Source organism: Ruminiclostridium papyrosolvens C7 (assembly GCF_000421965.1).
Classification (GTDB): domain Bacteria; phylum Bacillota; class Clostridia; order Acetivibrionales; family DSM-1351; genus Ruminiclostridium; species Ruminiclostridium papyrosolvens_A.
In genome coordinates, this window is record NZ_ATAY01000020.1 from 23,506 (window position 1) to 35,937 (window position 12,432).

A 12,432-nucleotide genomic window follows, 5' to 3' on the forward strand; every position below is an offset into this window, starting at 1 on the left:
ATGAGAGATATTGAGTATTGGATTTGGTTATCATCCTTGGAAGGATTAAGTTCGAAAAAGGCATTTGATTTACTGGAAAAATATAAATGTCCCGATGTTATATATGGTCTTTCGGAAAATGATCTTAAAAATACAAAAGGGTTAACTGAAAAAAATATAAAAGAGCTTTTGAACTCAGACAAAAGAGATAGAGTTGGTGCTATGTACGAAGTGATGGTGCGAAATAATATAAAAATGGTAAATATTTACGAAGAAATCTATCCTCAGAAACTTAAAAATATATATGACCCGCCTATAGCTCTATATTATATGGGAAAGCTTGAATCTTACAGTTTTTCTATTGCAGTCGTTGGTTCCAGAAAGACTACCGGGTATGGTGCGAAAATGGCCGGTAGATTGTCATATGACCTCTCAATGAGAGGTGTAACAATAGTAAGCGGTCTGGCAAAAGGAATTGACAGTATTGCTCATAAAGGTTGTCTGGATGCAGGAGGAAAAACCATAGCGGTTCTCGGTTCCGGGCTTGATAATATTTACCCTCAGGAAAATGCAGGACTGTTTAAGGATATTATAGATTCCAAAGGATTAGTGTTATCTGAATACCCTCCGGGAATGCCGCCGTTGCAACATAACTTCCCGGCACGAAACAGAATAATAAGTGGAATTTCCAGCGGAGTCCTTGTCATCGAAGCGGCCAAAAGAAGCGGTTCTCTAATTACTGCAGGGTGTGCCTTAGAGCAGGGAAGAGAGGTCTTTGCCGTTCCGGGAAATATCGACTGTGCCTATAGTATGGGTACAAACCAATTAATTAAAGAAGGGGCTAAATTGGTATTGAATGCCTCAGATATTCTGGAAGAATTTGAATACGGCGGAATACAGAATTTTACACCTGTCCATGAGGATACCAATGAGAAAATAAGTAAAAAATACCTAAATCTATTTAAAGGTCTAACAACTGACGAAATAAAAATATTAAAGGTAATTTTAAAGGGAGCACATAATATTGAAGAAATTCTTGAAAGAAGTAGTATTTCTGCAAAAGATGCTAACAGTATACTTTTTATGCTTGAAATGAAAGGAATAATTGGACAGAACCCCGGTAAATTATTTGAGGTTATAATATAGTCATAATACATAAAAAAAATAAGAATAATTTCGAGTAATTAATGTAGAATTACTAATGTGAGGTTGACAGATTGAAAAAACCAGTTTAAATTAGTAGTTGTTTAATAATATAATATACAGAAAATGGATATTCGACACGGAGGAATAAAATGGCTGATAACCTGGTTATTGTGGAGTCTCCCGGAAAAGTTAAATCTATAAGCAAATTTTTAGGTAAGGGATATAAAGTAGAGGCTTCTGTCGGACATGTTAGGGATTTACCTAAAAGTCAGATGGGTGTTGATATTGATAATGATTTTGAGCCCAAGTATATTACGATAAGAGGCAAGGGCGATGTTATATCAAAGCTGAAAAAAGAAGCCAAGACAGCAAAAAAAGTGTTTCTAGCAACTGACCCTGACCGTGAAGGTGAGGCGATATCCTGGCACTTGGCCAAAATATTAAATATTGATGAAAAGCAGAAGTGTAGAGTTTCTTTTAATGAAATAACACAAAATGCGGTAAAGAACGCTATAAAACAGCCAAGAACAATAGATATGGGCCTTGTTGATGCACAGCAGGCAAGAAGAGTACTGGACAGAATAGTGGGCTATAAGATAAGCCCTCTGCTTTGGAAGAAAGTAAAAAAAGGCTTGAGTGCAGGAAGAGTACAATCCGTAGCTACAAAAATGATTTGCGACAGGGAAGATGAAATAGAAAATTTTGAATCACAGGAATATTGGTCAATAACGGCAAAGCTTTCAAAACCGAAAGCAAGTCCGAATTTTGAAGCAAGATTCTATGGAATAGGCAAGGAAAAAGTTGAATTAACAAATGAGGAACAGGTTAATTCTATCTTAGATGAAATAAATAAAAGCCAATATATTGTGCAAAAGGTTAAAGAACAGGAAAAGAAAAGGGCCGCTGCAGCACCTTTTATTACCAGTACATTACAGCAGGAAGCTTCCAGAAAACTGGGATTTACGACGAAGAGGACCATGATGGTTGCTCAGCAGCTATACGAAGGTATTGAAATAAAGGGCCATGGCTCTGTGGGTCTTATAACTTATATGAGAACAGACTCAACAAGGATATCAGCAGATGCACAGAACGAGGCCAGAGAGTATATTAAGACAAAGTATGGACAGAATTATATACCTGAAAATCCGAGGGTATATAAAAACAAATCAGCTTCTCAGGATGCCCATGAAGCAATACGTCCGACATATATGGATATGGCACCTGAGGGACTAAAGGAATTTCTCAGTGCTGAACAATACAAGCTCTACAAGCTTATCTGGGACAGATTTATATCAAGTCAGATGTCATCTGCCATATACGACACTGTATCTGCTGATATTACTGCAGGGAAATACATGTTCAAAGCGAATGGGTCTAAAGTAAAATTTCCGGGATTCATGGTATTGTATATTGAAGGGAATGACGTTGAAGGTAAGGAGGAAGATGGGGAGCAGAATGAAAAGGAAAACAACCTACCTCAGCTGAATGAAGGAGATATTCTTGAATTGAAAAAGAATACCCCAAAGCAGCATTTTACTCAACCTCCTGCCAGATACACAGAGGCAACCCTTGTTAGGGCTCTAGAAGAGAAAGGGATAGGAAGACCTAGTACCTACGCCCCTACGATTACAACTATTTTATCCCGTGGTTATGTTCTAAAGGAAAAGAAGTTGTTGGTACCAACGGAACTTGGGAAAATAGTAAATGACATAATGAAGAACCATTTCGAGAACATTGTTGATACAGAATTTACTGCTCAGATGGAAAGTGAACTGGATGATGTTGAGGACGGTAACAAAGAATGGAAGGCCGTAATGAGGGATTTTTATTCTTCATTTGCAGGAGTACTTAAAGAGGCCGAAGAATCAATAGGTGATGTTGAATTACCTGTGGAAGTATCTGATGTACAATGTGATAAGTGTGGAAGGTATATGGTTGTTAAACATGGAAGATTCGGTAAGTTTCTTGCTTGTCCCGGATTTCCGGAATGTAGAAATACTAAACCGATTGTAGAAGAGGCTGGGGTAGAATGCCCACTTTGTAAGGGAAAGGTGCTCATTAAAAAGACTAAAAAGGGTAAAAAGTATATTGGTTGTGAGAGAAATCCGGAATGTTCATTTATGAGCTGGGATATGCCGAGTCCAAATAAGGAAATGTGTCCTGTTTGTGGGGCATTTATGCTTCAAAAATCCTCCGGTAAAAAGAAGGTTCTTAAATGTAGCAACAACAAGTGTACCAGTAATACGGAAGCTTCAACAGATACTACCAAATAAATTTTGTAAATAGAACAATTTTCACATTGTATATTAAATCAAAATTATTTATACTTATAATAGTTAATTAACCGAAGGTAAAAAAAGACTGCTTTCGGTTAATTTTATTTATTGACATAAATTGAAGGAGACTTTAGATGTGTAAGAAAGTAAATGTAATAGGAGCAGGACTTGCAGGATGTGAGGCAGCGTACCAGATAGCGAAAAGGGGTATTAATGTAACTCTTTATGAGATGAAGCCAGAAAAAAGTACACCTGCTCACCATTCTACTGATTTTGCAGAGTTGGTGTGCAGTAACTCCCTACGTTCTGACCAACTTGAAAATGCAGTGGGACTACTAAAAGAGGAACTTAGGACTATGGACTCTTTGATTATGAAAGCTGCTGACGAGACCAGGGTTCCTGCGGGAGGAGCACTTGCAGTAGATAGAGAAGGATTCTCACAATATATAACCAGAGAAATCAAGGAAAACAAAAACATTGAAATAATTAATAGAGAAATGGATACAGTACCTGATGAAAATATAACTATTATTGCAACAGGGCCTCTTACATCAGAACCGATGTTTAATTATATAAAAGGTATTACCGGAGAAGAATATCTTCACTTTTTTGACGCTGCAGCACCTATAGTTACGTATGATTCAATAAACATGAACAAGGCATTTAAGGCTGCAAGGTACGGAAAGGGCTCTGAAGATTACATAAATTGCCCGATGACCAGGGAAGAATACGAAATCTTTTATGACGCGCTAGTTAATGCTGAAGCTGCTGAAGTAAAAGACTTTGAGAAGAATATGGTTTTTGAAGGCTGTATGCCTATAGAAAGTATGGCGCTCAGGGGAAAAGACACCATGAGGTTCGGGCCTTTAAAACCTGTAGGGCTGGTTGATGAAAGGACGAACATAAAGTCCTATGCCGTAGTGCAGCTTAGACAGGATAATAAAAATGCAACTCTGTACAATATAGTTGGTTTTCAGACTCATTTAAAATGGCCTGAGCAGAATAGGGTTTTCAGACTGATACCCGGACTTGAAAATGCGGAGTTCGTCAGATATGGTGTAATGCATAGAAATACCTATATCAACTCCCCAAGGCTTCTTGATAACACATACAGATTAAAGACCAATGAAAACTTATATTTTGCTGGACAGGTAACCGGAGTTGAAGGATATATAGAATCAACTTCATCAGGTTTTGTAGCAGGAATAAATGCAGCAGCACAGTGTATGGGAAACGGAAGAATTGAATTTCCGCCCAATACCGCAATTGGAGCATTAAGCAACTATATTTCAGATGGAAGTGTAAAGAATTTTCAGCCTATGAATGTTAATTTCGGAATATTTAACGGGATAGACGAATTAATAGTTTCCATAAGAGATAAGAAAAAACGTAATATGGAAATTGCAAAAAATTCTGTTAATTTTGTCAAAAAAGTAGAACTTTAAGGACACTATATTCTGGGGAATTAGTCCTAATATGGTACAATAATAAGCTTTATTTATTGTATTTTTAAACTTTATATGCTAGAATTTAGCTAATAAAAAAGTTATTGGATATATGCTATAAGTTGGGAGCGGGGTTATTATGATAGAAAAATTATACGAAAAGAGCAATTTACTTGAAAAGTCTCTAAATGCCTCATGGGCCAGAAACGAGGTTATATCCCAGAACTTGGCTAATGTAGACACTCCGAATTACAAAAGAAAGGATGTTACTTTTGAGGAGTACTTGAATGATTCCCTTGATAGCAAAAAGCTTGAGGGAATTACAACTGATGAAAGGCATATACCTATAAAATCAAAGAATATTGATAAGATTAAGCCTGAGATTACTCAGGACAATTCAGATACGAGCATGCGTATTGATGGGAACAATGTGGATATAGACAGTGAAATGGCTTATCTGGCTAAAAACACCATTCAATATAATTCGCTGATCCAAATGATTAATAGTAATTATAGCAAGATTAAAAATGTAATTTCAGAGGGGAGACGCTGATTATGGGTATTTTTAGTGCATTGGATATAAGTGCTTCCGGACTCACTGCACAAAGAGTACGAATGGATACCATTTCTCAGAACATAGCGAATGCAGGTACTACAAGAACTGCTGATGGTACTCCGTATAGACGAAGAGAAGTAGTATTTGAAGAACGTTCAGATTCAAATTCATTTTCTCAGGCTTTGGAGAACGCATCAAACAAACTCAATGGCGGTAACGGGGTCAGGGTCAGTAGTATTGTGGAAGATCCTACGGAGTTTAAAAAGGTATACGATCCAGGACATCCTGATGCTGATGCTGAAGGATATGTAAACATGCCCAATGTAGATATTGTTACGGAAATGGTTAATATGATTTCAGCAACCAGATCGTATGAAGCCAATGTTACATCGATAAATGCCACCAAATCTATGGCGCTGAAAGCTTTAGAAATTGGTAAATAATTGTAGATGACCGGAACACTTTAGTTTAAATTCTATGGTTGGAGTTGTAAATCAGGGGGGTTAAGGTATGGCGGTAGACAAGATAGGGGAAGTACAACGATTAATACCTGATAATTTTAGTCTTAAAGGAATTAATGACGATAAAAATACGCCTGAGGTAAGTTTTGGAGATTACTTGAAATCAGCACTTACGAAGGTGTCAGATCTGGAAAATCAATCTAATAAATTACAAGAAGATTTTGCTTTAGGCAAAACGGATAATATTCCCGAAGTTTTAATTGCTGGAGAAAAAGCGAGTGTTGCTCTGCAGTTTACCATGCAAATAAGAAACAAGATTCTAGATGCATATTCTGAAATAATGAGAATGCAGATATAATCCGGAAATTATGTAAAATTTGTAGTATTATGTAAATTTATTTTTAGGTTTCTATACAAGAAAACTAATGATGAAATAAATTAATTGATGAGGTGGTAGCTTTGCCAGAATTTTTAACTCGATTGCTCAAGCCGCTTCTTGACTTCTGGAAGGGATTAGATAAATCTCAAAAAACGCGTATTTTTATTATAACAGGCATTGTGGTAGTCTCTGTAGGTATAGGACTATTTTTAATTACAAGGCCGACTTATACTACTGTTATTAGTGATGCCAGTCCTGAAGATGTTGCTGCAATGCAAAAGATATTAAAGGAAAAAGGAATTTCCTACAAACTTACTGATGACAAATCAGGAATTATTGTTAACGAAAATGACAGTGACGAAGCCCATTTTGAATTAGCTACAGGTTACTCAAAAAATGGTCTCACTTTCGCTGACGCTCTCAGCAGTATAAAGATAAATACAACAGAAAGTGATAAAAAGCATATCTGGCAGCAACTTGATGAATCAGATATTGCCAGACAGTTAAAGCTTTTTCAGAATATTGAAGATGCAGATGTAACTATTGTCAGACCTGAAAAGACTCTTTTGATTGATGATAGCAACAGTAAGGACGCAAAGGCGTCAGTTGTTATTACTCCTAAAGATGAAATAAGTGCTAAACAGGCTGAAAGTATTGTAAAAATAGTTGCAAGCAGTGTTGAGGGGTTGGATCCCAAAAATGTAACTGTTGTGGACAATAAAGGAAATGTACTTAATACAGACAGTGACAACGGAATAGATAAAACGTCCACTCAATACGACATGAAAAAGAAGTATAAAAATGACCTTGAAAAAAATGTAAGAGAAGTATTGGTTGATCAATTAGATAGTTTTGATACGGCCAAGGTAGTTGTAAATCCTGTTCTTGATTTTGATACACTTACTCAGTCCTCAAAGGAATTTACTAATCCTAATGGTGCAGACTCAGGTGCTATCATTAGCAGACAAGAGACAAAGGAAAATTTAAAAAATGGGGATACCGGAGGAACACCCGGTGTAAATTCAAACCCCGGTACAACGCCATCCTATCCGGCAGGTTCCGACGATTCTAAATCTTATAACAAATCAGATGTCACTGAGAATTTCCAATACAATGAAACAAATAAACAAAGTGAAAAGTCTTTGGGAGAGATTATTCCAGAGAGATCTTCTGCTGCCATTACTTTATTATACGGCAACAGAGTTGCTGATGATTCAAAGCTTAATGACGAAATGATTACTCAAGTAAAGAACCTGGCCAGTATGGCAACAGGTATTCCAGTGGAAAACATAGCGGTATCAAAGCTTAAGATTCAGCCTCCGGTAGTAGAAACACCTTCTACGGCAGATACATTAAAGAATCTTCTTTCCAATTATGGTTTACTTGCTTTATTGGCATTGATGGTTATAGCTTTTGTAATAATTGCTCTGCCGAAAAAATCTAAGCAGAAACTGGAGCCTGCATTTGCAGTTGATGACGATACTGCAATAACATCCTCCAAGTTTGCATACAATGATATTAGGCCCGATCCTGTTCCGGAAATTGATACGGAAGAAAGGTCAGAGGTTAAAAAGCAGATTGATAAGTTTGTTAAGCAAAAGCCGGATGCTGTTGCACAGTTGTTACGTAATTGGTTAACAGATGATTATGAATAGAAAAATGTATATGTGGGGTGAAAAGCTTGGCTAAAGCAAGTGCAAAGACAGAATACAGTGGCAGGGAAAAAGCTGCAATGCTGCTTATTTCCCTTGGCCCTGATAAGTCAGCTGAGATATTCAAGCATTTAAAAGAGGATGAGATAGAGCAGTTAACCTTGGAGATTGCCAACATAAGGGCTGTATCTCCTGATGAAAAGGAAAGAGTTCTTGAGGAGTTCTATCAGATATGTCTTGCACAGGAGTATATTGCCGAAGGTGGTATCGGCTATGCAAAAGATATACTTGAGAAGGCTTTAGGCTCTCAAAAGGCTGTAGACATAATAAATAAACTTACAGTATCATTACAGGTTAGGCCTTTTGATTTTGTGAGAAAAACGGATCCGTCACAGTTGCTTAACTTTATTCAGGGGGAGCATCCTCAGACAATTGCATTGATACTGGCGTATTTAAAACCACATCAGGCGTCTGTAGTGCTATCAGCCCTTCCACAGGACAAGCAAGCAGATGTTGCACGTAGAGTAGCTACGATGGACAGAACATCTCCTGATATAATAAAGGAAGTTGAACGAATTCTTGAAAAAAAACTTTCTTCCTTGGTTACAGAGGACTATACTGCTGCCGGTGGTGTTCAGTCTATTGTTGATATCCTCAACTCTGTTGACAGAGGAACGGAAAAATTCATTATGGAAACATTAGAAATCGAAGATACCGATCTTGCAGAAGAAATTAAGAGGCGTATGTTTGTATTCGAAGATATTCTTACTCTTGACGGAAGATCAATTCAGAGATTCCTCAGAGAGGTTGATAACAATCAGTTGGCAGTTGCTCTTAAGGGTGCAACAGATGATGTACAGAAGCTTATATTTGCCAATATGTCCAAGCGTCTGAGCGAAATGATCAGAGAAGATTTGGAATTTATGGGACCTGTAAGGCTCAAAGATGTTGAAGAAGCACAGCAGAAGATTGTTAATATTATTCGTAAGCTTGAGGATGCAGGCGAGATAGTTATTTCAAGAGGGGGAGGCGACGAAATAATTGTCTAATAAGATATATAAAAACAATCAGGTAAATGTAGGCATTCCGTTCCAGGTTAAGTTTCCTGTAACATATCAACCTCCCGTAAGAAATATAGGACTTAAGTTGGATTTGGATCAGGACGATGAAGATGACCAGCAACAAGTCGATTATATTGCTATGGGCGAAGGCATTATTAATAAGGCCAAAGCAGAAGCAGATATGATAATAAAGGAAGCCTTGCTTGAAGCAAAGGATATTATAAAAAATGCATCTGTTGATGTAGAAAATCTTAAACAACAGGTTTATGAGGAAGCAAGATCAGAAGGCTATGAGCAGGGATTAGCTCAAGCCAAACAGGAATATGAAGCACTTATTAAAGAAGCTCAGGATATTAAGACCCAAGCTGGTATTGAATACAAGCAGGTTCTGGATTCTTTGGAAGAGGATTCGGTAAATACCATTCTTGATATTGCAAAAAAAGTAATCAGTAAAGAACTGGAATGCAAGCAGAATATATTGCTCTTGGTTAAGGATGCTTTTGAAAAGTGTTCAAAAGATAGGAAGGCAATTCTTAAATTAAGTGAACAGGATTTTGATTTTGTTAACGAGAATAAGTATGAATTGGAATCAATGCTTGAAAGGTCCGAGGAAATAGAAATTAAAAAAGACCTTTCATTAAAAGAAGGCGGCTGTATCATCGAGACTTCCTTCGGTAGCATAGATGCAAGTGCAGCAACTAAAATAGAAAAAATAGAAAATGACTTTAAAGACATATTAAATGAATCAACAAATTAAGGTGCGTTGCAGCTTTCTTTATAGGAGGTCAAATGTCAGGCGTTAACCTAATAAAATACAGGGAAGCATTAAAGTCAAAAGAATATATAGATTATATCGGTAAGGTTTCAAAGGTTGTGGGACTTACTATAGAATCGGACGGTCCGCAGGTGAGTATTGGGAACCTTTGTAATATACACATCCCCGGTGGCAATAGACTCAAAGCAGAAGTGGTAGGGTTTAAGGACGAAAAGGTTTTGTTAATGCCTTTAGGTGAAATGCTTGGCATAGGGCCGGGTAGTACTGTTTCAGCCAATGGCGATATATTAAAGGTTGCAGTGGGACCTGAATTGATAGGCCGGGTTTTGGACGGTTTGGGAAACCCGATAGACGATAAGGGAAGCTTGCAATCCGAACATTTTTATAAAACCGATAATAAGCCTCCTAACCCTTTAACCAGAAAAAGGATTTCAGAGCCTTTGCCTTTGGGTGTAAGAGCTATTGACGGACTTTTGACAATAGGTAAAGGACAGAGAGTTGGTATTTTTGCCGGAAGTGGTGTCGGTAAGAGTACTTTGATGGGTATGGTTGCAAGAAATACAAAAGCTGATATAAATGTTATTGCTTTAATTGGAGAACGAGGAAGAGAAGTAAGGGAGTTCCTGGAAAGGGATTTAGCAGACGAAGGACTTGCAAGGTCGGTAGTGGTAGTAGCTACTTCTGACCAGCCTGCATTAATAAGGCTTAAAGGAGCCATGGTTGCAACTGCAATTGCAGAATACTTCAGGGATTGCGGCAAGGATGTTCTACTTTTGATGGATTCATTAACAAGATATGCAATGGCACAAAGAGAAGTAGGACTTTCCATAGGGGAACCTCCTGTGTCACGAGGATATACACCGTCGGTTTTCTCTGTGTTTCCTAAATTACTTGAGAGAGCAGGGACTTCTGAGAAGGGGTCTATAACAGGATTGTACACTGTACTGGTAGATGGTGATGACCTTACGGAACCTGTAACTGATACTGCCAGAGGAATACTTGACGGACATATTGTTCTATCAAGAGCAATGGCAAACAAAAATCATTATCCTGCCATTGACGTTCTTGCAAGTGTCAGCAGGGTTATGGGTGATATTATTGATAAAGAACATAAAAAAAGCGCAAATGAAATTAAGAAAATAATGGCTGTACATAGAGATGCAGAGGATTTAATCAATATAGGTGCATATGTAAAAGGAAGTAATGAGAAGATAGACTATGCAATAGAGAGTATTGATGATATAACTTCATTTCTTCAACAGGAAACTGATGAAAAGGTTTCGTTTGAGGATATACATTCACAAGTACTTAGTTTACTGAAATAGTAAAGGAGGCTGGGATTGATTGCAAAAGTTCGGATTTAGACTTGAATCGGTACGAAATCTTAAAGTACAGATGGAGGACAATGCTAAAAATAACCTGGCCTTAGCTTCAAGAGAGTTAGAGAAGCAAAAAGAATTTTTGACCGGTTTGAAAACAACCAGAGAATCTTCTATCAGTGAGCTTAATTCAAAGGTGGACCAAGGAATTTCCATTAGTCAGATAAGGGCCTATAATAATTATTTGTCCTTTTTAAAGCAAAGAATAACAGAACAGAAAGAAAATGTAAATGTTGCCAAGAATCAAGTCGATATAAGAAGAGAGAGTCTGGTCAAAGCAGTACAGGAGCGAAAGATACTGGATAAACTTAGAGAAAAGAAATATGGCGAGTTCTTAAAGGAACAGGGTAAAGCAGAACAACTATTAATAGATGAACTTAACAGTTTTAAGTTCAAGGATGGTTCAGGAGAAGAAAATGCCGGAAAATATTAATATTACAGAACAAGATGAAAAAGTAGAAACACTTTTTAAAAAGACAGAAGTGTCAAAAAAACATGAGAAAAAGACGGCCAGCGCTCTTTTTTATATAGTATCAATAATAACAGCTTTATTGCTTGTTGTATTAATTATTGGGGGAGCATTGTTTCTTGCTGTCAAATTCAATGTAAATGGTGTTGCAGACAGTATGGGAGACAGCATACGGGGCATACCTGTGCTAAAGTGGTCTCTGCCGGAGAAACCTGACCCCGAGGACGAGAAAAATATGACTGAAGAGCAGGTAAGAAGCAAATACAACGAGATTAAAACACAAAAAGAAGAACTGGAAAAGCGGGTTGAAGACTTAACAAAGCAGTTAGATAATACTAAAAATCAGGTAACTGCAAAGGACAGTAATACCACATTGCTTCAGCAACAGAAGGACACAATTGAGACTGAAAGAAATAAATTGCAATCCCAAAAGGACAGTCTTCAAAAGGAGTATGACAAGCTGTCTGAGGTTATATCTGCAGGGGATACAACCGAATATAAGAACTATTTTAAGAAGGTTAACCCGCAAAAAGCTGAAGAATTATATGAAAGCATTATGAAAGAAGAAAAGATCAGTACCGATGTTAAAAAATACTGTTCAATATATGAACAAATGGATGCATCAGCTGTTGCCGGGATAATGGAACAGATGGGCAGCGGTAAAATGGCACTAATAATTGATATAATGAAAAATCTCAAAAAGGATACCGCAGGTGAAATACTAACTGAAATGACACCTGCCTTTGCGGCAAAGGTATCTGAACAATTGGCTAAGGAATACAAGGTTGGTGTCTCAGGGACTACTCAAAAAAAATAATTCAGGTAATTGGGGGAACGGAGAATTCCTACTCCAT

At 37.3% G+C, this 12,432-nt stretch carries 12 protein-coding genes; all 12 read left to right on the plus strand.

The window, feature by feature from the left end; genetic code table 11:
- Entirely contained in the window at nt 1-1,125 is a 1,125-nt protein-coding gene (gene dprA, locus L323_RS25100; RefSeq protein ID WP_020814401.1) for a DNA-processing protein DprA, read from the plus strand.
- A 149-nt stretch (nt 1,126-1,274) separates the two neighbouring features.
- A complete protein-coding gene (topA, locus tag L323_RS25105) occupies nt 1,275-3,398 on the plus strand; it encodes a type I DNA topoisomerase (RefSeq protein ID WP_020814402.1) in 2,124 nt (707 codons plus the stop codon).
- 137 nt (nt 3,399-3,535) lie between these two features.
- Complete coding sequence (gene trmFO, locus L323_RS25110; RefSeq protein ID WP_020814403.1) at nt 3,536-4,846, plus strand: methylenetetrahydrofolate--tRNA-(uracil(54)-C(5))-methyltransferase (FADH(2)-oxidizing) TrmFO; 1,311 nt, start codon at nt 3,536-3,538, stop codon at nt 4,844-4,846.
- A 139-nt stretch (nt 4,847-4,985) separates the two neighbouring features.
- Nucleotides 4,986-5,399: a flagellar basal body rod protein FlgB gene (gene flgB, locus L323_RS25115; RefSeq protein WP_020814404.1), complete on the plus strand. Its 414-nt coding sequence runs from the start codon at nt 4,986-4,988 to the stop codon at nt 5,397-5,399.
- 2 nt (nt 5,400-5,401) lie between these two features.
- Nucleotides 5,402-5,845 (plus strand): flagellar basal body rod protein FlgC, encoded by a 444-nt coding sequence (gene flgC / locus L323_RS25120; RefSeq protein WP_020814405.1) that lies wholly within the window; start codon nt 5,402-5,404, stop codon nt 5,843-5,845.
- 67 nt (nt 5,846-5,912) lie between these two features.
- Complete coding sequence (gene fliE / locus L323_RS25125) at nt 5,913-6,221, plus strand: flagellar hook-basal body complex protein FliE (protein WP_014313949.1); 309 nt, start codon at nt 5,913-5,915, stop codon at nt 6,219-6,221.
- A gap of 101 nt (nt 6,222-6,322) precedes the next feature.
- Nucleotides 6,323-7,897 carry a flagellar basal-body MS-ring/collar protein FliF gene (fliF, locus tag L323_RS25130; protein ID WP_020814406.1) on the plus strand — a complete coding sequence of 525 codons (1,575 nt, stop codon included), beginning with the start codon at nt 6,323-6,325 and terminating at the stop codon, nt 7,895-7,897.
- A 17-nt stretch (nt 7,898-7,914) separates the two neighbouring features.
- Complete coding sequence (gene fliG / locus L323_RS25135; RefSeq protein WP_014313947.1) at nt 7,915-8,943, plus strand: flagellar motor switch protein FliG; 1,029 nt, start codon at nt 7,915-7,917, stop codon at nt 8,941-8,943.
- Entirely contained in the window at nt 8,936-9,712 is a 777-nt protein-coding gene (locus tag L323_RS25140) for a FliH/SctL family protein (protein ID WP_020814407.1), read from the plus strand. Before fliG ends, L323_RS25140 begins: the two co-directional genes overlap by 8 nt.
- A gap of 32 nt (nt 9,713-9,744) precedes the next feature.
- On the plus strand, nt 9,745-11,055 hold the full coding sequence (fliI, locus tag L323_RS25145) for a flagellar protein export ATPase FliI (RefSeq protein WP_020814408.1): 1,311 nt from the start codon (nt 9,745-9,747) through the stop codon (nt 11,053-11,055).
- A gap of 19 nt (nt 11,056-11,074) precedes the next feature.
- Complete coding sequence (gene fliJ / locus L323_RS25150) at nt 11,075-11,542, plus strand: flagellar export protein FliJ (protein WP_020814409.1); 468 nt, start codon at nt 11,075-11,077, stop codon at nt 11,540-11,542.
- The gene (locus L323_RS25155) at nt 11,526-12,395 is read left to right on the plus strand and encodes a MotE family protein (RefSeq protein ID WP_020814410.1); all 870 of its coding nucleotides are present in this window, start codon (nt 11,526-11,528) and stop codon (nt 12,393-12,395) included. The genes fliJ and L323_RS25155 overlap by 17 nt, the downstream gene beginning before the upstream one ends.
- Nucleotides 12,396-12,432: the final 37 nt, after the last annotated feature.

Coding starts and splice junctions, on each gene's coding strand:
- dprA (WP_020814401.1), top strand. CDS start 1: ATGAGAGATATTGAGTATTGGATTTGGTTATCATCCTTGGAAGGATTA.
- topA (WP_020814402.1), top strand. CDS start 1,275: ATGGCTGATAACCTGGTTATTGTGGAGTCTCCCGGAAAAGTTAAATCT.
- trmFO (WP_020814403.1), top strand. CDS start 3,536: ATGTGTAAGAAAGTAAATGTAATAGGAGCAGGACTTGCAGGATGTGAG.
- flgB (WP_020814404.1), top strand. CDS start 4,986: ATGATAGAAAAATTATACGAAAAGAGCAATTTACTTGAAAAGTCTCTA.
- flgC (WP_020814405.1), top strand. CDS start 5,402: ATGGGTATTTTTAGTGCATTGGATATAAGTGCTTCCGGACTCACTGCA.
- fliE (WP_014313949.1), top strand. CDS start 5,913: ATGGCGGTAGACAAGATAGGGGAAGTACAACGATTAATACCTGATAAT.
- fliI (WP_020814408.1), top strand. CDS start 9,745: ATGTCAGGCGTTAACCTAATAAAATACAGGGAAGCATTAAAGTCAAAA.
- L323_RS25155 (WP_020814410.1), top strand. CDS start 11,526: ATGCCGGAAAATATTAATATTACAGAACAAGATGAAAAAGTAGAAACA.